This window comes from Bradyrhizobium sp. SBR1B, assembly GCF_014198205.1.
In the GTDB taxonomy this organism is placed as follows: domain Bacteria; phylum Pseudomonadota; class Alphaproteobacteria; order Rhizobiales; family Xanthobacteraceae; genus Bradyrhizobium.
In genome coordinates, this window is the sequence record NZ_JACIHC010000004.1 from 427,334 (window position 1) to 444,209 (window position 16,876).

The 16,876-nt window shown below is 62.2% G+C and carries 29 protein-coding genes, 2 tRNA genes and 1 pseudogene; 12 read left to right on the plus strand and 20 right to left on the minus strand.

Annotated elements, in window-relative coordinates; all coding sequences use genetic code 11:
• Positions 1-64: 64 nt before the first annotated feature.
• On the plus strand, positions 65-1,240 hold the full coding sequence (locus tag GGD61_RS13700) for an OpgC domain-containing protein (RefSeq protein ID WP_092258399.1): 1,176 nt from the start codon (positions 65-67) through the stop codon (positions 1,238-1,240).
• A 110-nt stretch (positions 1,241-1,350) separates the two neighbouring features.
• Here GGD61_RS13700 and GGD61_RS13705 read toward each other — a convergent pair whose 3' ends face one another.
• The 5 genes from GGD61_RS13705 to GGD61_RS13725 all read right to left on the minus strand — a co-directional run bounded on the left by GGD61_RS13705 (position 1,351) and on the right by GGD61_RS13725 (position 4,750).
• A complete protein-coding gene (locus GGD61_RS13705) occupies positions 1,351-1,545 on the minus strand; it encodes a hypothetical protein (protein ID WP_092258402.1) in 195 nt (64 codons plus the stop codon).
• Between the two features lie 760 nt (positions 1,546-2,305).
• Positions 2,306-2,382: transfer RNA gene (locus GGD61_RS13710), tRNA-Pro, on the minus strand.
• A 91-nt stretch (positions 2,383-2,473) separates the two neighbouring features.
• The gene (locus GGD61_RS13715) at positions 2,474-2,959 is read right to left on the minus strand and encodes a DUF192 domain-containing protein (RefSeq protein ID WP_018323119.1); all 486 of its coding nucleotides are present in this window, start codon (positions 2,957-2,959) and stop codon (positions 2,474-2,476) included.
• Between the two features lie 169 nt (positions 2,960-3,128).
• Positions 3,129-3,791, minus strand: a complete 663-nt coding sequence (locus GGD61_RS13720; protein ID WP_026202878.1) for a cold-shock protein — start codon at positions 3,789-3,791, stop codon at positions 3,129-3,131.
• A 197-nt stretch (positions 3,792-3,988) separates the two neighbouring features.
• Positions 3,989-4,750: an NAD-dependent protein deacetylase gene (locus tag GGD61_RS13725; protein WP_177237189.1), complete on the minus strand. Its 762-nt coding sequence runs from the start codon at positions 4,748-4,750 to the stop codon at positions 3,989-3,991.
• 237 nt (positions 4,751-4,987) lie between these two features.
• Here GGD61_RS13725 and GGD61_RS13730 point away from each other — a divergent pair, with 237 nt between their 5' ends.
• The gene (locus GGD61_RS13730) at positions 4,988-5,152 is read left to right on the plus strand and encodes a hypothetical protein (protein WP_162832225.1); all 165 of its coding nucleotides are present in this window, start codon (positions 4,988-4,990) and stop codon (positions 5,150-5,152) included.
• Between the two features lie 68 nt (positions 5,153-5,220).
• Here the strand turns inward: GGD61_RS13730 and GGD61_RS13735 are convergent, their stop codons facing one another.
• Positions 5,221-5,511: a hypothetical protein gene (locus GGD61_RS13735; RefSeq protein ID WP_091956770.1), complete on the minus strand. Its 291-nt coding sequence runs from the start codon at positions 5,509-5,511 to the stop codon at positions 5,221-5,223.
• Between the two features lie 281 nt (positions 5,512-5,792).
• On the opposite strand from GGD61_RS13735, the gene GGD61_RS13740 reads away from it, so the two are divergent.
• Together GGD61_RS13740 and GGD61_RS41250 are read left to right on the plus strand one after the other, a co-directional pair.
• Entirely contained in the window at positions 5,793-6,023 is a 231-nt protein-coding gene (locus GGD61_RS13740) for a hypothetical protein (RefSeq protein ID WP_092258405.1), read from the plus strand.
• Positions 6,024-6,109: 86 nt separating this feature from the next.
• A complete protein-coding gene (locus GGD61_RS41250; protein ID WP_104461433.1) occupies positions 6,110-6,235 on the plus strand; it encodes a hypothetical protein in 126 nt (41 codons plus the stop codon).
• Between the two features lie 8 nt (positions 6,236-6,243).
• Here GGD61_RS41250 and GGD61_RS13745 read toward each other — a convergent pair whose 3' ends face one another.
• The 6 genes from GGD61_RS13745 to GGD61_RS13770 all read right to left on the minus strand — a co-directional run bounded on the left by GGD61_RS13745 (position 6,244) and on the right by GGD61_RS13770 (position 8,582).
• Positions 6,244-6,441, minus strand: coding sequence for a hypothetical protein (locus tag GGD61_RS13745; protein ID WP_092258408.1), 198 nt, complete (start codon positions 6,439-6,441; stop codon positions 6,244-6,246).
• A gap of 327 nt (positions 6,442-6,768) precedes the next feature.
• Positions 6,769-6,915, minus strand: a complete 147-nt coding sequence (locus tag GGD61_RS13750; RefSeq protein ID WP_177237190.1) for a hypothetical protein — start codon at positions 6,913-6,915, stop codon at positions 6,769-6,771.
• A 183-nt stretch (positions 6,916-7,098) separates the two neighbouring features.
• Positions 7,099-7,347, minus strand: coding sequence for a hypothetical protein (locus GGD61_RS13755; protein WP_183230784.1), 249 nt, complete (start codon positions 7,345-7,347; stop codon positions 7,099-7,101).
• Positions 7,348-7,472: 125 nt separating this feature from the next.
• Positions 7,473-7,610, minus strand: coding sequence for a hypothetical protein (locus GGD61_RS13760; RefSeq protein ID WP_177237192.1), 138 nt, complete (start codon positions 7,608-7,610; stop codon positions 7,473-7,475).
• A 268-nt stretch (positions 7,611-7,878) separates the two neighbouring features.
• Positions 7,879-8,241, minus strand: a complete 363-nt coding sequence (locus GGD61_RS13765; protein ID WP_092258414.1) for a hypothetical protein — start codon at positions 8,239-8,241, stop codon at positions 7,879-7,881.
• A gap of 44 nt (positions 8,242-8,285) precedes the next feature.
• On the minus strand, positions 8,286-8,582 hold the full coding sequence (locus GGD61_RS13770; protein WP_018323108.1) for an HU family DNA-binding protein: 297 nt from the start codon (positions 8,580-8,582) through the stop codon (positions 8,286-8,288).
• Between the two features lie 347 nt (positions 8,583-8,929).
• Here GGD61_RS13770 and GGD61_RS13775 point away from each other — a divergent pair, with 347 nt between their 5' ends.
• The 3 genes from GGD61_RS13775 to GGD61_RS13785 all read left to right on the plus strand — a co-directional run bounded on the left by GGD61_RS13775 (position 8,930) and on the right by GGD61_RS13785 (position 10,284).
• Positions 8,930-9,421: a hypothetical protein gene (locus GGD61_RS13775; protein WP_092258417.1), complete on the plus strand. Its 492-nt coding sequence runs from the start codon at positions 8,930-8,932 to the stop codon at positions 9,419-9,421.
• A 113-nt stretch (positions 9,422-9,534) separates the two neighbouring features.
• On the plus strand, positions 9,535-9,837 hold the full coding sequence (locus GGD61_RS13780; protein WP_018323106.1) for a hypothetical protein: 303 nt from the start codon (positions 9,535-9,537) through the stop codon (positions 9,835-9,837).
• Between the two features lie 180 nt (positions 9,838-10,017).
• Complete coding sequence (locus tag GGD61_RS13785) at positions 10,018-10,284, plus strand: hypothetical protein (RefSeq protein ID WP_092258660.1); 267 nt, start codon at positions 10,018-10,020, stop codon at positions 10,282-10,284.
• Positions 10,285-10,449: 165 nt separating this feature from the next.
• Here GGD61_RS13785 and GGD61_RS13790 read toward each other — a convergent pair whose 3' ends face one another.
• Complete coding sequence (locus tag GGD61_RS13790; protein WP_177237193.1) at positions 10,450-10,614, minus strand: hypothetical protein; 165 nt, start codon at positions 10,612-10,614, stop codon at positions 10,450-10,452.
• A gap of 276 nt (positions 10,615-10,890) precedes the next feature.
• Between GGD61_RS13790 and GGD61_RS13795 the strand changes: the two are divergent.
• Both GGD61_RS13795 and GGD61_RS13800 read left to right on the plus strand, forming a co-directional pair.
• Positions 10,891-11,342 (plus strand): annotated as a pseudogene (locus tag GGD61_RS13795) (VOC family protein).
• A 301-nt stretch (positions 11,343-11,643) separates the two neighbouring features.
• The gene (locus GGD61_RS13800; protein WP_092258423.1) at positions 11,644-12,282 is read left to right on the plus strand and encodes a glutathione S-transferase family protein; all 639 of its coding nucleotides are present in this window, start codon (positions 11,644-11,646) and stop codon (positions 12,280-12,282) included.
• A gap of 127 nt (positions 12,283-12,409) precedes the next feature.
• On the opposite strand, the gene GGD61_RS13805 is transcribed toward GGD61_RS13800, so the two are convergent.
• Genes GGD61_RS13805 through GGD61_RS13815 form a run of 3 tightly spaced genes read right to left on the minus strand, consistent with a single transcriptional unit; the run spans position 12,410 to position 13,140 of the window.
• Positions 12,410-12,577 (minus strand): hypothetical protein, encoded by a 168-nt coding sequence (locus tag GGD61_RS13805; RefSeq protein ID WP_092258426.1) that lies wholly within the window; start codon positions 12,575-12,577, stop codon positions 12,410-12,412.
• Positions 12,578-12,583: 6 nt separating this feature from the next.
• The gene (locus GGD61_RS13810) at positions 12,584-12,829 is read right to left on the minus strand and encodes a hypothetical protein (RefSeq protein ID WP_092258429.1); all 246 of its coding nucleotides are present in this window, start codon (positions 12,827-12,829) and stop codon (positions 12,584-12,586) included.
• Between the two features lie 56 nt (positions 12,830-12,885).
• The gene (locus GGD61_RS13815; protein WP_018323099.1) at positions 12,886-13,140 is read right to left on the minus strand and encodes a PilZ domain-containing protein; all 255 of its coding nucleotides are present in this window, start codon (positions 13,138-13,140) and stop codon (positions 12,886-12,888) included.
• A 227-nt stretch (positions 13,141-13,367) separates the two neighbouring features.
• Between GGD61_RS13815 and GGD61_RS13820 the strand changes: the two genes are divergently transcribed.
• A tRNA-Glu gene (locus GGD61_RS13820) sits at positions 13,368-13,442 on the plus strand.
• A gap of 115 nt (positions 13,443-13,557) precedes the next feature.
• Positions 13,558-13,707, plus strand: a complete 150-nt coding sequence (locus GGD61_RS13825; RefSeq protein WP_183230785.1) for a hypothetical protein — start codon at positions 13,558-13,560, stop codon at positions 13,705-13,707.
• Between the two features lie 54 nt (positions 13,708-13,761).
• Here the strand turns inward: GGD61_RS13825 and GGD61_RS13830 are convergent, their stop codons facing one another.
• From GGD61_RS13830 to GGD61_RS13845, 4 genes are all read right to left on the minus strand, one after another.
• The gene (locus GGD61_RS13830) at positions 13,762-13,992 is read right to left on the minus strand and encodes a DUF6894 family protein (RefSeq protein WP_183230786.1); all 231 of its coding nucleotides are present in this window, start codon (positions 13,990-13,992) and stop codon (positions 13,762-13,764) included.
• A gap of 371 nt (positions 13,993-14,363) precedes the next feature.
• Entirely contained in the window at positions 14,364-14,630 is a 267-nt protein-coding gene (locus GGD61_RS13835) for a hypothetical protein (protein WP_183230787.1), read from the minus strand.
• Positions 14,631-14,770: 140 nt separating this feature from the next.
• A complete protein-coding gene (locus GGD61_RS13840) occupies positions 14,771-15,016 on the minus strand; it encodes a hypothetical protein (RefSeq protein WP_183230788.1) in 246 nt (81 codons plus the stop codon).
• Between the two features lie 32 nt (positions 15,017-15,048).
• Positions 15,049-15,360 (minus strand): hypothetical protein, encoded by a 312-nt coding sequence (locus tag GGD61_RS13845; RefSeq protein ID WP_183230789.1) that lies wholly within the window; start codon positions 15,358-15,360, stop codon positions 15,049-15,051.
• Positions 15,361-16,033: 673 nt separating this feature from the next.
• Between GGD61_RS13845 and GGD61_RS13850 the strand changes: the two genes are divergently transcribed.
• Entirely contained in the window at positions 16,034-16,687 is a 654-nt protein-coding gene (locus tag GGD61_RS13850) for a hypothetical protein (protein ID WP_210311048.1), read from the plus strand.
• Positions 16,688-16,876: the final 189 nt, after the last annotated feature.

The window sequence follows — 16,876 nt, forward strand, 5'->3', positions numbered from 1 at the left end:
GCCCGCCCGGCGGCACTGCTTCGACGACATCAGCGTAACCGCCCCTCCCGAAAGCTCCCGTCGCATGGCCTTCCTGAACATCAACGCCACGCTCCCTGAAAAAGGCCGTGACCTCAGGCTCGACCTGTTTCGCGGGGTCGCGAACTGGGCGATCTTCCTCGACCACATCCCCGACAATGTCGTGAACTGGGTCACGACGCGCAATTACGGCTTTTCCGACGCCGCCGACTTGTTCGTGTTCATCTCCGGCTATACCGCCTCGTTCGTCTATGCGCGGATGATGCTTGAGCGCGGCTTCCTGGTCGGCGCCACCCGGCTGACCAAGCGGGTCTGGCAGCTCTACGTCGCCCACATCATCCTGTTCGTGATCTATATCGCCTCGATCAGCTATCTGGCGCTGCGCTTCGGCGATAGCGAGATGATCAACGAGTTCAACGTCGCCGGCTTGGTCGACAACGCCACCGAGACGCTACGCCAGGGCCTGTTCCTGCGCTTCAAGCCGCTCAATCTCGACGTGCTGCCGCTCTACATCGTGCTGATGGGCCTGTTCCCGCCGGTGCTGTGGTTCATGCTGCGCAAGCCCGATTTGACGATGGTGCTGGCGATCGTGCTGTGGCTGGCGGCGCGTCACTTCGGCTGGAATCTGAACGCCTATCCGGCAGGCCAGTGGTACTTCAACCCGTATTGCTGGCAGGTGCTGTTCGTGTTCGGCGCCTGGTGCGCGATGGGCGGCGCGCGGCGCTCGATGACGCTGATCAACGCGCCGATCACGCTCTATCTCTGTCTCGGCTATCTCTTGTTCGCGCTGGTCATGACCATGGCCGGCCGCTTCCCCACATTCGGCGGCATGTTCCCGGAGTGGCTGTTCTCGGCCTTCAACCCGAACGACAAGACCAACCTTGCGCCCTACCGCTTCATCCACTTCGTCGTGATCGTGATCCTGGTGATCCGCTTCGTGCCAAAGGAATGGCCGGGGCTGGAATGGAAGGTGTTCGATCCCCTGATCGTCTGCGGCCAGCAGTCGCTCGCCGTGTTCTGCGTCGGCGTGTTCCTGTCCTTCGTCGGCCATTTCGAGCTGTCGATGAGCTCGGGCTCGCTGCTCGCACAGATCTTCGTCAGCGTTGCCGGCATCGCGATCATGACGACGGTGGCCTATTACATCTCGTGGTCGAAGAAGCAGGACAAGCCGCTGAAGCCACCGCCGCCCAAGCCGGCGACAGCCCCGGCGCAAGCGGCCTGATCCGGGAACGCCTGGCGGTTGAAGCGCGACCTTCAACCGCCATGGCCGAGATCGACGGCCTCAGCAAAAGCCCAAGGCGCGATGATGGTTCATTCCGAGCTCGTCGCGCTTCACGCGGCTTCTTCGCCGTCGAACTCGGTGAATTTCTTGTAGATCCAGTCGCGGCCGTCATGGCGGCGCCAGACCTTGCCGACCACGAGCTGCCCGTTGATCGAGCGACGGGGCACGAACACGGTCCAGAGGTGCCAGATCTCGCTCCAGCTCGATTGCGGACCGGCGGTTTTGAAGTTGCGATCGAAAGACATGACGCAGAACTCACAGGATATGCGCGCTGCGACGAACCGTGACCTTGTGTGAGCACGACTTGCAGGCAGCCCGTCGCGAGCCGGAATCGATCTGATAACGATCGCCGAAGCGGCCGCAACAACCGCTCATCCTTAACCTAACCAGTCAACCTTACTTCGCGCGGCCTGGGGCCGAGATCGGTTGAAAGCCGGCGCCGATTTATCTACAATACGCGCGCGATTTGAGAATGACCGCGCCATCTTGGGCGCGTGGCGATTTGATTGAGCTGACGTCCAATTTTGTGAATTGAAATTTCGAGAATCTCGTCAGGGCGACCACAATGAATTTGCAGTGTGAACGTCTGCGCCTGGCGCTGCGATCGACGCCTCCTGCGCCAATCGCAAGGATGCCGGCGCATGAGCTGCCGAAAGCCGCCAACGACAACCACGGGATTTGGCCCCTGCTGCCGTTTCCGCTCGGCTGGTACGCCTCGAGCTGAGGGGGCGGATCCGAAAGGCGACACCTGAAAAGCGCAACGCCGCGCAAGCGGAATATCATCGCTTGGCGGCGTCCGTTTAGACATTGGGCGCTGAAATCCCCAACACACTTATGTCTATGGCGACAGCCAAAGGTTCGATCCGGCGTCGGCAATTCTGTCCCGGTCCGCGAGGGCGCAGTGGCCTGAAACATCGCGAAGAAATCGCGGGGACGCCGTAAGCCCTGCCTGTCAGATCACGTCGGAGGTCGCAGGGAAAAGCCTAGGAGATTCACCCCCAGAACTGGTCGGGGCAGCTGGATTCGAACCAACGACCTGCAGTACCCAAAACTGCCGCGCTACCAGGCTGCGCTATACCCCGAATGTCCGGCGAGCCCCGTCGATACACGCTTCCCAAGGCGCCAGCAAGGCTTCCAAGGCGCCGTCAAGCCCCGAGGCGCCCGCCTGCCCGCCTATTTGCTGCCGAACAGCGGATGGCCGACGCGGTCGCCGGGGCGGATGCCGTATTTCTGCGCCGTTCCCGCCACCACCTCCAGCACGGCCCTGGCGGGCCCCCGGGACGAGATGATCTTGGTCGACATCGGTTCGGTATTCTCGGCGATGCGCAGGATGCGGCCGTCGGCGCGGATGAAGATCATGTCGAGCGAGACATAGGTGTTCTTCATCCACATCGACACCTCCTGCTCGGGATTGAAGTCGAACAGCATGCCTTTGCCGTCCGCCAGCTCCTTGCGGTACATCAGGCCGGTCTGCTTCTCCTCCTCGGTCGTGGCTACTTCCACCGAGAACACCTGCACGCCGTTCTTGGTGACGATCTCGAGCGGCTGGAAGCTGGCGGCGCCGGCCGGCGCGCCGGCAACGACACAGCCGGCGATAACGAGGACGGCGGCAAGCCAGCCCTTCAGAGCGGACCAGACAGCCTTACGATCAGGATTCATGGGGGCACTCGAGGCGTGGGACTGGACCAGTCCTTACGCGGCGGTCGCCGGAAAAGCGAGAGGCGCACCGGTCTGCCGACGCGGCCCTGCTCACGATTGCGGGAAATGAAGCTTGGGGGATTTGAAAGACTGCGGGGACTTGGAGGCTAGAGCGCGAGTCTCCCCGCGCTTAGTGCGACTGCAATCCCGGCGATCCGGTCTCGGGATGGATCTCGGCCGCCATCATGCCCTTCGAGCCGGGCCCGAAGCGGACCAGGACATACTGGCCGGGCCTGAGCTCGGTCATGCCGAAGCGTCGCAAGGTCTCCATGTGCACGAAGATGTCGGGTGTGCCCTCGCCGCAGGTCAGGAAGCCGAAGCCGCGCAGCCGATTGAACCATTTGACCTGGGCCCGTTCCAGCCCGCTGGTCGCGGTGACGGTGACATGGGTACGCGGCGGCAGCATCTGCGCCGGATGGATCGCGGTCGACTCGTCCATCGAGACCACGCGGAACGCCTGGTAACCCTTGGCGCGCTGGATGCACTCGACGACGATGCGGGCGCCCTCATAGGCGGTCTGGAAGCCGTCGCGCCTAAGCACGGTGACGTGCAGCAGCACGTCCGGCCAACCGTTGTCGGGAACGATGAAGCCATAGCCCTTGGAGGCGTCGAACCATTTGATGACGCCGTGGACTTCGACGAGATTGGCGCTGGTCTCGCCGAGCCCGCTGAACGGACTGAGCCCGCTCTCGCGACCGGCGCTGCCGTGCTCGCCCGGCGTGATCCGCCCGGGCGATGCCCCCTGCCCGGGAACCCCGAGCTTCTTGGACTCAAATCCGTCCGACGACCCCATAACCCCGGACCCCACACTGTCATGCGACCCGCCTCAGCAGCGGCATCGAATCACGCGTCTTTCGAGAACCTTCTCAACTGGACGCGACGCGAATCTTTCGACTCAAAAGATAACACTCCCGGTTGCGAGGCATAGACAAAAAAGAGATTCGCCGGAACCTATGAACAGCTTGCACAGCCGCGAATCAAATTGATGCCTCAATTGGCGACAAAGGGCCCGAGCGCTTCGCCGATGTCGTGATGGATGACGAGATCGGCAATGTCGTCCTGTTCGGTCGCCTCGCGATTGATGATCACCAGGCGTGCACCGGCGTTCTTTGCCATCATCGGAAAGCCCGCCGCGGGCCAGACCACGAGCGAGGAACCGATCGCAATGAAGAGGTCGCAGGCTCGCGAGAGCGCGGTGGCGCGCTGCATTTCATCATCGGGCATCATCTGGCCGAAGGAGATCGTGGCGGTTTTCACCGGCTCGTCGCACGCGGTGCAATTAGGCGCGAGGCCGTCGTCGTCGAAGCGACGCCTCACCCAATCGAGCGGATAGGCCTGCCCGCATCCAATGCAGCGCGCATAAGTGGTATTGCCGTGAAGTTCAACTACGTCCTCCCCGGCGAAGCCGGAGGCCTGGTGCAGATTGTCGATGTTCTGGGTGATGACGGCGGGAACCTTGCCGGCACGGTAGAGCGAGGCCAGCGCCCGATGGCCGCGGCCGGGTTTCGCCGCCGCGAAGACCTCCTCCATCGCAAAACGGCGGCGCCAGGATTCGTCCCGCGCTGACTGGCTCGCGACGAATTCGTCGAACGGGATCGGACGGTTGCGTGTCCAAATTCCGCCCGGCGAGCGGAAGTCGGGAATGCCGCATTCGGTCGAGATGCCGGCGCCGGTGAACGGCACGATGACCCTCGCCTCGGCAATCATGTCGCCGAGCCGTTCAACGCCGCTTTGAAGATCCGATGCAATCAATCGCGGCCTCCCGATTCGTCCTGCCTGACAGCATCATGCGCAAGCGGCAAGACTGTTGACGCTCTTATCAAGTGCCAACGCGAAGCGCTCGGCAATTTTTTCCGACCTTCGCATATCACAATCCTGCAATGCCTCCTCCCCATTGACGCCCCATTCAGGAGCCCCAATGGATGTGTCAATGCGACTCAAGATGATGCGGCGGCAGTGCTTGAGTTAAGTAAACCCGAGGGGATGGTCATGACCGAAGACGAAGAACGCAAAGCTCGTGAGCGCGATGAAATCGCAGCCCGTGTCGCCGCCTTCCGTGCCACGCAGGAAAAATTCAAGCGCGAGCGCGAAGAATATTTCGTGTCGACCCTGGAGAACGCCCGCAAGGTCGAACGGCCCTCGCTTTGGCCGTAGTTCACGTCCCGATCAATGCACGTGAAAAAAGCCCGGAGCATCGCTCCGGGCTTTTCGCTTGAGAGTGGCTACCAATGGCGCCAGTGGTGATGGCGCCGGTAGTACGGTCCGCCGCCGTAATAGGCGTAGGAGCCCGGCCCGTAATAATAGTCGGGGCCGTCATAATAGCCGTAGCGCGGGCCGTAATAGCCGTAGGGATGGGACGCTGCGACCGCACCCGCGGTGATCGCGCCGGCGGCGAGGCCGAATGCGAGGCCCGGGCCGATGCCGCGCCCGCGCGCCTCGGCAGGCGCAGGGGCCGCAACCGCGGTCACGCCAACGGCTGCGACGGTGGCCAGAACTGCCAGTGTTTTCTTCATGCTCTCCTCCTTCGCGTCTCGCCGAGATAACCACGAGCGCCAGCGATGGTTGCGCGCAGGGCGCGGAACCGGGCGGGGCAAAAAAAGCCGATGCGGGCGGAACGAAATCGCCGGCCAGCGATTGCCTCCTCAAGTGCGGGAGCCTCCGCCATCCGGGTTGAGGCAACAGCACGAAGCCCCGTCAGCATCTCCGCGATGCTGGCGGGGTTTTCAGTTTCACGGGAGCAGATGGCAGCAGACGAGGATTGCTGCCAGCGGGGCGAACGATCGAGGAGGAGAGTTTGCCGTTATCTGCTTTGCTGGCCCGTATCCGCAGGCTGGTTCCCCGATCCGAAGATCAGCACTACGACGAGATCGTTCGCAGCTTCGGTGTTGGCGCGCTGCACCCGCCGCCGACGCCGATGAGCGACGGCGAGCTGGCGCGGGCGATCGCCGAGTTCCTGAAAGAGCAGCCGTCGAGCGAATCCGTCGCGACCCTCGGCCGCCGGCTCGACCCCTCTTCTCCGCTCTGAGTTCCTTCGAGTTCCTTCACGGGAGCAGGGAACCAGGAATGCGCGCGGACGTTGAATCCCTCTTCGGAGAGCGGAAGAGGCCCGACATGCCCGCGTGGCTCGAAGTTTTGCTCAATCTGTCAGGCTATGCCGGTTTCGTGGCGCTCGCCTCGCGCGGCACCGCGGGCCCGCAGGTGCCGGCCGACGATCGCGTCTACAGCGACGATCGCTAGCGCCGCCTTTAATTGGCGTGCGCCGCCTGACCCGCCGTGCGCACCAGCCGGTCGGCCTTGACCGCGACGCGCGCGTCCTCGAGCTGCGGCCGCAGCGAGAAGCTGATCACCACGAAAGCGAGACAGAACAGCGCGCCGACGATGGCGACGCGCCGGTAGGTCTGTCGGTCGCCTTGGTAAAAGGACGGCTCTGAAAAAGGTGTCATGATAAAAATGCTTCTTGGCAAAGGTCGTTTCTTGCTTGTCCTTGCCAGACACCTACCGCAACGAGCGCCAATCGCAACGCGATTAGGCTTTTAACCTAACCGAATAGGGTTATCGGCTTCCGCGCAAATGATCGTTAGGAGTTTGCGGAGTGCCTGGGATTTCCAGCGAGCCGCTTGCCATATCGCAGGAAGCCGAAGCGACCGCAGCCTGGCGACCGGCTTTGTTCCAGCTTCGACACCATTTCGTTCTCGAAGAACGAATCGGAATCGAAGAAATCGGCGCGGAGCAACTCTTAACAAAACGTGCGCGCAGGCACGATGATCGGCTCACGGCGCATCAGGAGACGAGGCCTCGGGAGATTTCGATCCCGGCGGCGGCACTTGCGGCACTGACGGTTTGCCTTTGCGCAAGCGCGGGTGCCGATCGTACCAGAACACTTTCGCGATCTCGGCGAGAAACCAGCACGCATTCATCTCGCTCTCCCTCGCCTCACTCCTTACGGAGAAGGCGCGGACGCGACTGTGCGAAGCATCACGCTGTCTCGTTTTGATGCGTGTGGCCGCATCGCGTGCGTCAGGCGCGACATGTTCTGCATCCGACTCCATTTCGTTCTCAAAGAACGAATCGGAGTCGGAAAAATCAGTGCGAAGCGATTCCTAACGATCGATGAAAGCGCGCGACGCAACCTCTTCAGCGATGTAGCTCGGCACAATCTTCGGCGGCAGGAATTTCGACACGACCGCAAACACGATGACGATCTCGCGGCAAGGTTCGCATCGAAAGCTGTTGGCGGAAGTCGCCATCATCGGCTTGGCGCATCGCGGGCAAGTCATGCAGGCCGAACGCTGACGGCACATGTTCGTTCCTGAATCATCAGCGGCGAATGCTCGCAGCAGCGACCACACCCCGCCAAGACGGACTTCAAGTTGGTCGCCTCGTCGCCCCTACGAAGCCGCCCGACCAAGCGCGAGCCGTCAGACCAGACGGCGCCTGCCGTATCCCTGGCGTTGTCGGCGTCCGCCGGAGCAGATCAAGCCGGCCGCTTCACTTTTTCCTTTTCCGAGAAGCATTCCAGGATCTGGATCCGGAGCTCTTCCGCGGCCGGGCCCTCGAGCTTCCTGAGCTCGTTCCAGAGCCTGATCACTTCGCGCTGTTTTTCGACGGTCATGAGTCACCTCCCAAGCGGACCTTAAGGCGGCTCACTAGAACAAAATGAGAACAAAAAGTCCAGCCCGTCGCGTGCGATTTCCCGCCCTATCGCGTTGAACCTTTTCAACGCCGCCTGGACCCATTGAAGCTGGGGATTTCAGCGCCCAGTCATATGGCAGCGCTGCGGTGAACGAACATATTCCGTCATCGCGGCGCTGTTGCTTTTTGGACTTTCAACTTTAAGTTAGAAATACGGCTGGCGGCCAGGCGCTGAAATCCCAACGCCGTCAGCCAGAAGAGCCCCGTGCGAAAGCGCGGGGTTTTTCTTTGAAGGCAACGGCTGCCTGCCAGGTGCAGCGGGTCGTAGCCACGGGAACGAATCTTCCAACCTTCGCATTGACCGGCCGAATGAGGCGGTGTCCCGCGTTACCACGTCCGACTCCGGAGCCGGTGCTCTTCATCATCGAGGCGCCGATGATCTGCGAGTTCTGTGAGACCGAGATCCCGATCGGCCTTTCGCGGTCTGCCCGGCTTGCGGGAAACCGCAGAGCGCGCCGGGACAAACCGACCGGCGCGCTTTGTGGTTCGTCCTGATCGTCGTGGTGATGTTCGGCATCGCCGTCGCCGAGCATCACCTTGTCTTCAGCCATTGATCGTTGCGGCATCGCTCCGCCGCAACGACATCGCCGGCACCTTAGACGGCGTCCTTGGCAACCTTCAGCGGCGAGGCCTTGACCGACTTGCTCGCCGGCTTGGCCGCGAACTGCATCGGCTCCTTGGTGAAGGGATTGACGCCCATGCGGGCTTCGGTCGCCGGCTTGTTCACGACCGACATCTTCACGAAACCGGGAATGACGAACTCACCGGACTCGTTGAGCTCCTTGTAACCGACCGTCGCCATGTACTCGATCACCGACTTCACGTCGTTCTTCGAAAGCTGCGTGCCCTCGGCAATTGCATCAATCAATTGAGTCTTCGTCATCTTCGCCATGTCTGAATTCCTTTTGTGCGCGCGAGCAACTCTGCTGGGGACGCGGCCTGAAGCGCGGGGGCGCGCTGATTTCATGCCAGAGGTCATGAAGTGACGGGGCTTAGAACCCATCGAGGCCGAAAACGCAAGCAGGGCTTCTGCGGGGTTCCCTACTTCCTGTGAAGATGCCGCAGGACCTTCCGATTTCCGTTTGAACCATTTTTACGGCTGGCGCGTCATATCATTGAAGTCCCTAAGCTTCACCCCACAGAGAGCCCCGCTTCCCCCAGGCGGGGTTTTCGCTTTTGGGGGCATGGTAGAACGGCCCGGCTGCCTATAATGGTCTGAAGGTTGCTCGTGGGGTGCTCATGAAGGTCGCTATCGTCATCGCAGGTTTGATCGTTGTCGCCGTCGCTGCCCTCGTCGCGATCCAGCCGAGCTTCCTGAAGCCTGCGTCCCTCGCCCTCGTGAAGAAGTCCGACATCTTCGGCTTCTCGCCCGGGATGACATTCGACGAGACCAGCAAGCTCGTCAGTCAACGCCGCTATCTCTGCCGCCGGAGCCGCGACTCCTACACCTTCGAATGCGACATCAACGGCGCCAAGGTCACGGTCGACAGCGAGGAGGTCGACGCCAGGCACCCGATCTGGCGCGTCAAGGCGGAGTTGAACAATCCGGGGGCGCAGGACGCTGCCGTCAAATCGATCTCCGATCAGTTCAACGCGCAACCCATCAAGGAGCGAGAGGGATGGACATGGATCGTCGGCCGCGGGCTCAAGCTGAGTTATGACGGCCTCGCCCTAGACCTCGTGGACGAGGCCGCGGAGGCCCGGCTTCGCAAGGAGGAAGCAAAGCGCTAGAGCGTGAAGTCACCTCGTCGTGAAACTTGTGGCTCGGCACGCCTTGTTGACACTTCAGTAACCCAACGCCGCCAAGCTCCATTCAGTCTCGTTGCGTTTGGAGTATCCCCACAGTGCTGGATTTTGACGAGCTGCGTGAACTCGCGGCTGATGTTCGTGTTTTCGTCGACGTCGCCGAGGACAAGGCCGAAGCACTCAGGGCCGTCATCGCGGCCTATGACGTGGTGCTGGCGATCTTCCCCACTGACGAGGGCATGGGCCTTCACGTTATCAAGGGCAGCCAGATCCTGGACAAGATTGCAAAATCGCGCAGCCATGCGATCTACAGCCACACGGCGATCGCGGTCCCCGACCTGCAACACGCACAAGCGCTCAAGCTGCTGACGGCCCCGGTCGAACAACGGATTGCGGCCTAGTTGCAGGCGGCGACGACGTCGGCGGCCCCAGGCAGCTCGCCCCAGCGCAAGAACGCACGCCCGCCGACATATCGCGGGCGGCGACTTCCGGCGTCGGAGAATTCTTTCCTCCTGAACGTCAAACCGAGGAACATGGCTTCCGCGTTCCCGTTGGCCCATGCAACCAACGAGGAGCTTGCGATGAAGAAGTTCATGATCGCGACCGCCGCACTCGGTCTCATGTGCGGCTCCGCCTTTGCCCAGACCGGCCCCGCCCCGCAGTCCGACAACATGCAGAAGCCCGGCATGAAAAACCCGAACAAGGGCTCGATGACCAAGGGCACGACCGGGATGAGCAAGGACGGCATGAGCAAGGGCGGAATGGTGAAGCCCGACGCCTCCGGCCAGGGCGGCTCCGGCCCGGGTAGCGACCAGGGCGGCACGAAGACCCGCAGCAACGTGAAGTAAGCCGGCGTTCGGCACGGCTGACTGCGTCGCTCCCCACGGAACGGCGCGCTCGTACCGATTGCTTCAGCGGCCGTTGCGGTCGAGTCCTGTCGAGGCAGGGCAATCGCATCCGAAGATCAACGTGGCGAGAAGCTCGCCTGCGGTGATCTCTCACGATTGCCCTCGTCAGTGCCCGAGCAACAAGACCGCAGTGCCGATCACAATACAGCCAAAGCCGAAGATCGCCGTCACGATCTCGACGACGTTTTCCAGACCGAAGAATCTGACGACGGCGCTCCATGCGGCAGACAGGAGGATATCCACGATCGCGCTGAGCACGGCTTGGAGCATATGGATGGGTCGCGCCGGCGGAGTTGGGGTTCAACCGCAACCGTCGCAGAGCAGTCCAGAGGGACCTTGGCCGCGATAGGGCTGCTCAGGTCATTTGCCATCGCTAGCCCGCCTACTCCGCGGCTCCAGTCCATGCTCGGCTGGCTCGGTTCACCAACCTTTCCCCTTCGCACACATTTGCCCCGCCCCCTGCCCCTCCTCCCACTTTCCTGCTATCTCCTACTCCCGCCGCCCCGGCCCAAAGCAAAACCCTCCGAACGTTAGGGAGCAACAACCATGCGATACCTCCACACCATGCTGCGCGTGCGCAATCTCGATGTCGCGCTGAAATTCTATGTTGATGCTTTCGGGTTGAAGGAGGTGCGGCGGATCGAGAACGACAAGGGGCGTTCACGCTGGTGTTCCTGTGCTCGGCGGACGATCTCGAGGCGCTGAAGACGCAGCCGCAGACGCGCGGTGCGCCGCTGGTCGAGCTCACCTGGAATTGGGACGAGGAGAAGTACGGCGAGGATCGCTTCTTCGGCCATCTCGCCTATGAGGTCGACGACATCTACGCCACCTGCGCGCAGTTGATGAAGGCCGGCGTCACCATCAACCGTCCGCCGCGCGACGGCAACATGGCCTTCGTCCGCTCGCCGGACCTGCACTCGATCGAGCTGCTGCAGAAGGGCGAGCCGAAGCCGCCGCAGGAGCCCTGGGCATCGATGCCCAATACCGGCCATTGGTAAGGCCCCGGCAGGAACAAGCTTTCGCGCCCGACGTTCTCTCTTCAACGAAGCCGATTGGAGGAGGATGTGATGGCGAGAGGGCTGTTGCTGTGGATGCTTGGCGTGCCGATCCCGGTGATCATTCTGTTGTGGCTGTTCTTCGGCCGCTGACGACGGGTTCAAGTTTGCGAGTTGTTTTGCAACGAAAGCTTCGCCTCGGGCGGAGCTTTTTGCATGAGAGGCGCGCCGCAATCGCGCATCGCTCCGAACGGCGAATTCCGCTATCACCCGCGGCAAGCGACAACGCCGCGGGAGACGCCTCATGCCTGACACCAAGCTGACGATCTGGGGCCGTGCCAATTCGGTCAACGTGCAGAAGGTGCTGTGGTGCCTCACCGAGCTCGCTTTACCCTATGAGCGTATCGACGCCGGCATGAGTTACGGCCGGACCCGCGAGGCCGATTATCTCGCGATGAACCCCAATGCACGGATCCCGACGCTGGTCGAGGGCGACTTCGTGCTGTGGGAGTCCAACTCGATCATGCGCTATCTCTGCCTCGCGCATGGAAGCGGCACGCCGATCTATCCGGAGGCGCCGAAGAGCCGCGCATCGGTCGATCGCTGGCTCGACTGGACATTGTCGACGTTGCAGCCGGTCGACCGCCCGGTGTTCTGGGGCATCGTGCGCACGGCCCCCGCCGAGCGCGACATGATCCAGGTGCAGCGCGATGCCGATGCCGCCGCCGAGGTCTGGGCGATCGCCGACCGCCTGCTCTCCTCGCGCCGCTTCATCGAGGGCGATGCGTTCACGCTCGCGGACATCGCGCTCGGCTCCTATGCACGGCGCTGGCTCGGCGTCGAGGGCATCACCCGGCCGGCGCAGCCGCATCTGACGCGCTGGCTCGCCGAGCTCGGCAAACGGCCCGGTTTTGCACAGCATGTCGCACCACCGATGTCGTGAACCGGCAGCGCTGCGCAAGCTGCGGCGAGAGCGCGATGAATCCGCGTTTTGGCGCAATTCTGCGGCGTCAGCTCAGCACTTGACGCTACTGTGCATGGGGTTGTTTTCGCGTTTTTTAGTTTTGGCTTTACCGCCAGCCGCGCTCAACCATCAGCACGCAAACGATCAGCACCAGGGTCACCGCCGCGGTCGCCAGCCGCGCCGTCCAGCTCAAGCCGCGGCCGACCCACCAGAGCAGCGCGCAGTACATCAGCAGGGGAACGATGAGGTCGAGGCGCAGCAGGTCCACCGGCATGGGCCTCTAGCGCCTCACGGTGGTGTCGATGCTGATCGAGCCACCGATCTTCACGCAGGTCCCGGTGCCCTCGACCATGACGAAGCGCGGGCCGAAAGTGGCGCAGGAGCCCGCCCGTGCCTTCCCGGCCGCGCCTTTCAGCGACAGGGCCTTGCCGGCCTGCGGCCGCTCCGCTGGCGGCAGACGCAAGGCCTCTGCCGCGGCGGCGGATGTGGCGAGCAAGGAGATCAGGATGAGGAGCGGCGTGCGCATGGCGGCGTTCTAGCCCGGAGCGGTGCCGGGCGCCATCGGGGCGGCCGCGGCCGCGATCAGATGAACTTGATGCCGGCTGATTTGCCGCGGCGCCAGACCACCTGGCAGCTCCGCCCGGTGCGCGCGTCGCGTGCGAAGGCGAGCCGGATCACGCCCGGGAGCTGACTCGCATCCTCGTCCAGCGTGATCTTGGCGCCCGAATCCGAGATGTCCTGGACCAGGCAATGCCGTGCGGCGAAGCCACCGTCGAGCGTGATCCAGGCATGCTGCGACAGCAGCTTGCGGGCTGCGCGCTTTTTCGGCGGTGGCATTGGCGAAAGATCTCCTATTCCAGCGCTACTCAGGGAACCCTAAGAAACCGTTGAAATCGCCTCCGGATCACCCCGGGGGCCGGCGCTGTCCACCGGGGCCAAAAGACCGGCCCCGGACGGCTTGCCGGGAGCCGGAAAGGCCACTATACGTTCGCCCGCTGCAAGCCGCCGGGCCCGACTCGGCCGGCCAGCGGCCGTGCCGGGAACAACGGCAGGGCCCTGCGTTTGCTCCCTTCGTCTATCGGTTAGGACGCCACCCTTTCACGGTGGAGAGAGCGGTTCGATTCCGCTAGGGAGCGCCAACAAAATCAATCACTTATGACTTTCGCCCGACGCCATGTCCAACGCTTGGCCAATATACGGCTATGGACCGTCCTGCGAAGCATCGTGCTCTATGCTCCCGTGATGCTAGCCGGAATGATCCTCTTCGGCGTCGGCACGGCCTTGCTGCTGGTCGGCCGCTACATCAAGCCGGAGGGCGACATTTTCGACCGCTGGATCGACCGGGTCATCGACGGCGCAAAGCAGGATGTGGCTTGCCCTGAGGGCAGCAGTTGCGGCCGGTGATGGAGAATTCAGACTGAATGGCGACCCCAGCATCGGGCCGCCTTCGTCGCCGACCTACTTCCTTTTCCGCGAGCTTATCTCGATCCGGTACAGCATCCGCCTCTGTTCGTCGGTGACTTCGACGCTCCATTCCTGACCGGGGCGGAACCTACCGTCGATGTCCTTCATGACCTCGCCGGCGAAAGTGGTGACATGCTTCCAAGCGGCCTCATCGTCGGGAAATTCCTCCCCATATTCGTCGGTGCTTGGCTCTAGGTCTCGGACATTGAAGAAGTATAGCGGCATGACGGGAAAATGCCGGTAACCGGGTCCCGTTCCAACTTGGCTGCTTGGATCTGATCCGGTGCGGCGATCTGCTTCTGTTCCTTTACAACCTGATTTAATTTGTAGGTTGTATGGAGCGTGAACATATCGGGAAGCGAGATTCGCAACTTAGGACACCTTATGTTGCCGGACTTCCCCAGGCTGCATGTTCAGGGCTGCGGCATCATCGGCCCCCAGCTCCCGCTGAACAAGGCTAGCCGTCCACCCCTCAGGGATGGCATCGAGCACCGCGTCGATTGCGTTGTCCCGAGCGGTTGCCGCCAGCCATATCTGGCGTTCGCCGCTGTCAGTGATCACCCGAACAATGTGAACCCGCTGCATCTCTCACCGCATTAATGCTCATAAGAACTTTCCCGCTGAGCCTTCTCCGCCATAACCATCCATTCTTCGCTCAGGTTCAGCCACGCTTCCTTGTCGGCAACACGAGTAGCCTTCTGTGCCTCATCAAGGCAGGCCTTTGCTTGGCGGAGGTATCTGTCAGCGTCATTTTCCATAAGCACCAAATGCAAGAGCAAGCCGAAAGTGCCTAAAAACAGCCGCAGGCTAGGCCCCAATGAAAAACCCGCCAACCTGGGAGCTGGCGGGTTCTCAATGCCCATGCGTACCGCGGTACTCGTCACCAATCCGCGATGACCGATCGTAATGCGGGACCGGTTGATGCCGGGTTACCGCTTCAGCCGACGACGATGCGTCATCAGCCGCTGTCGGTCGCGCTTCCGGTGCATTCGGCGCCGGCGCTTCATGACGCCTCCTGGCTGGCGTGCCAGCCATCGCCTTCGTATTTCCTCTCAAGGCTCTGCAGCATTTCCAGGAGGTGGTACACGGCGAACAATGCCAAGTTTCGCTTCTCGCAAACCGGTGGCTCGCCGTCCGCATCATGCGCGAGGTTTGCAGCGATGCGGCCCATGTTGACCGCATCGCGTAAGTCGCTCTCCATCTCGCGGTAGGCCCCCGCATCTCGCCGGTCGCGTTCGATCTTTTCCATGCGTCCATTGTCGGGGAAGCGGATTGGGTGGCTCATTGCTCCTGCTCTCCGCCATGCTGCACGGCCAGTTGAAAGAGCTCCGCTAGGAGGAGCCGAGCGGCCTCTACTCCTTTCCAGAGCACGGCGCCTTCGTCGAAGTAGGGATCGACCCGGAGCGCTTCGCCCCGCTTGAGCTTCCCCGCGATCGTCACAGCGTGGGAGACCCTATGGCATGGGTGCCTGAGCGGATTGCGGTGGCGCCCGGCGCGCTGCCTGCCCGACGCGGGGAATTCGACAGGCCTGACGTTCTCGGAAGGCAGGGCTCGCGCCTCCCGCCTGACGGACAGTTCGATGATGTTGGACATGTTGGTGCTCTGGGTTTGGCCGATCAAAGCCGTGCCCGGTGACAGACCGGGCAGCCGGGGGTTGATCACCAGCCAGAGCGACTGGTCGAGACGCTTTTAAGGGAGGGACTGGGAAGTCTCCCCTCTGGACAGCACGCTCGCCCCCGGCCATAACTGGCCGGTCGGAGCCGCGCCGCCAAGCGCGTCCGTTCATTCAGCCGCCATCGCTCGTCGCCAAACGAGTGATTCCTTGACCAAGGGAATGCGGCCTAGCTCTGGTCCGGGTGATCAAACCCAGAGCCATCCCACCATGATTTGGTGAATTTTGTCTATCCCCTTCCAGGGGGCGCACTCGCGCGCGTCCACGCCGGTGAATTGCGGGGTTTGTGGGGACCCTACCCGGCCGGCCACTGGCGCAGCTCTGTGATCGCGATGAGCCTGTTGAGGCCACCAGCGCCCCCGGAGGCTCGCTATGCGGAAACCTGGACGCGTCGCATCGGTACCAGACCACGACGGCAATGCCGCCAAGATTGATGCACATCTTCTTGCGGGTGAGACCCTGAGAACGTGCCCCGTTACTGGGCACTTTCGTGAGATGCTCAAGGCTGATCGGCCTGCCTGGTGGCTAACGGTCCTCAAAAGGTCTGCGGCCAATAGAGCTGCCAAACTAATCAAGTCGTCACGCGAAAGGATGATGGCCCGCACCATCTGCGCCAACGGTCATCTGCTGACACCCGAGAACACAACTATCAAGGTTGTCAGGATCCGACACGGCAAACGCGGCCGATGGCTGGCACGGCAGTGCCTCGCGTGTCGATATCAATCAATGAAGAAGTCGAGTTACACCGCCGAAGATGTCAAGGCAGCGATACAGGGAGCGCAGGCTGGATTTACCATGGCCCAGCTTACCAGCTACCGGCATCCCAACACTCGAGTGATCCGCCAGAATCAGCTGATGACGGCCATGCAAGACAAGCCCAAGCTGGCAAGCGCCCTTCGGCCCCTCTTCGCGCGCAATCGCATCACGAACCACAAAATTCAGATGCAGCGACTATCCCCGCGCGGGATATTCGCTCCATCGTCCGATGTCATCTTGCGCTCGGTCGAGGCAGTGGTGCCGCAGGGGCTGACCTACCATCAGCGACAAGAGATCATTGGCGAAATGGTCTTCGCTGTGATGGAAGGGCGACTTGATCTCAACGATCTGCGCATACGCTATCCGGAGTTTGCCCGAGGCGCCGATCGAATGTTTCCGACAAAATATGCGCCGCCGTCGCTGGATGCGCCGGCCTTCAGAGACGGCGCATCCCCACTAATCGAAACCATCACCCGGGGCCTGTGGACCTAGGCGGCCGCTGAGTCGCTGCTTGTCAATAGAGCGAGATAAAACACCACAAGAATCAGGGTGCCTGTTTGTAAGTCAGAGAGTGCCTACGATGGTCGTTGCGCCGAGTCAGCGCCCGGGTGTCCAATGGACTCCTTGCCCAGCTCCGTGAGGAACGGTCCGGTAACCCCTTGGGGCTCATGCTAGGGCGGC

Coding starts and splice junctions, on each gene's coding strand:
- GGD61_RS13815 (WP_018323099.1), bottom strand. CDS start 13,140: ATGCCACCGCCGAAAAAGCGCGCAGCCCGCAAGCTGCTGTCGCAGCAT.
- GGD61_RS13800 (WP_092258423.1), top strand. CDS start 11,644: ATGCCTGACACCAAGCTGACGATCTGGGGCCGTGCCAATTCGGTCAAC.
- GGD61_RS13805 (WP_092258426.1), bottom strand. CDS start 12,577: ATGCCGGTGGACCTGCTGCGCCTCGACCTCATCGTTCCCCTGCTGATG.
- GGD61_RS13835 (WP_183230787.1), bottom strand. CDS start 14,630: ATGGGCATTGAGAACCCGCCAGCTCCCAGGTTGGCGGGTTTTTCATTG.
- GGD61_RS13750 (WP_177237190.1), bottom strand. CDS start 6,915: ATGAATGCGTGCTGGTTTCTCGCCGAGATCGCGAAAGTGTTCTGGTAC.
- GGD61_RS13830 (WP_183230786.1), bottom strand. CDS start 13,992: ATGCCGCTATACTTCTTCAATGTCCGAGACCTAGAGCCAAGCACCGAC.
- GGD61_RS13765 (WP_092258414.1), bottom strand. CDS start 8,241: ATGGCTGAAGACAAGGTGATGCTCGGCGACGGCGATGCCGAACATCAC.
- GGD61_RS13850 (WP_210311048.1), top strand. CDS start 16,034: ATGGCCCGCACCATCTGCGCCAACGGTCATCTGCTGACACCCGAGAAC.
- GGD61_RS13720 (WP_026202878.1), bottom strand. CDS start 3,791: ATGGGGTCGTCGGACGGATTTGAGTCCAAGAAGCTCGGGGTTCCCGGG.
- GGD61_RS41250 (WP_104461433.1), top strand. CDS start 6,110: ATGCCCGCGTGGCTCGAAGTTTTGCTCAATCTGTCAGGCTATGCCGGT.
- GGD61_RS13810 (WP_092258429.1), bottom strand. CDS start 12,829: ATGCGCACGCCGCTCCTCATCCTGATCTCCTTGCTCGCCACATCCGCC.
- GGD61_RS13700 (WP_092258399.1), top strand. CDS start 65: ATGGCCTTCCTGAACATCAACGCCACGCTCCCTGAAAAAGGCCGTGAC.
- GGD61_RS13785 (WP_092258660.1), top strand. CDS start 10,018: ATGAAGAAGTTCATGATCGCGACCGCCGCACTCGGTCTCATGTGCGGC.
- GGD61_RS13825 (WP_183230785.1), top strand. CDS start 13,558: ATGATCCTCTTCGGCGTCGGCACGGCCTTGCTGCTGGTCGGCCGCTAC.
- GGD61_RS13770 (WP_018323108.1), bottom strand. CDS start 8,582: ATGGCGAAGATGACGAAGACTCAATTGATTGATGCAATTGCCGAGGGC.
- GGD61_RS13705 (WP_092258402.1), bottom strand. CDS start 1,545: ATGTCTTTCGATCGCAACTTCAAAACCGCCGGTCCGCAATCGAGCTGG.
- GGD61_RS13730 (WP_162832225.1), top strand. CDS start 4,988: ATGACCGAAGACGAAGAACGCAAAGCTCGTGAGCGCGATGAAATCGCA.
- GGD61_RS13745 (WP_092258408.1), bottom strand. CDS start 6,441: ATGACACCTTTTTCAGAGCCGTCCTTTTACCAAGGCGACCGACAGACC.
- GGD61_RS13715 (WP_018323119.1), bottom strand. CDS start 2,959: ATGAATCCTGATCGTAAGGCTGTCTGGTCCGCTCTGAAGGGCTGGCTT.
- GGD61_RS13790 (WP_177237193.1), bottom strand. CDS start 10,614: ATGCTCCAAGCCGTGCTCAGCGCGATCGTGGATATCCTCCTGTCTGCC.
- GGD61_RS13760 (WP_177237192.1), bottom strand. CDS start 7,610: ATGACCGTCGAAAAACAGCGCGAAGTGATCAGGCTCTGGAACGAGCTC.
- GGD61_RS13840 (WP_183230788.1), bottom strand. CDS start 15,016: ATGGAAAAGATCGAACGCGACCGGCGAGATGCGGGGGCCTACCGCGAG.
- GGD61_RS13845 (WP_183230789.1), bottom strand. CDS start 15,360: ATGTCCAACATCATCGAACTGTCCGTCAGGCGGGAGGCGCGAGCCCTG.
- GGD61_RS13735 (WP_091956770.1), bottom strand. CDS start 5,511: ATGAAGAAAACACTGGCAGTTCTGGCCACCGTCGCAGCCGTTGGCGTG.
- GGD61_RS13775 (WP_092258417.1), top strand. CDS start 8,930: ATGAAGGTCGCTATCGTCATCGCAGGTTTGATCGTTGTCGCCGTCGCT.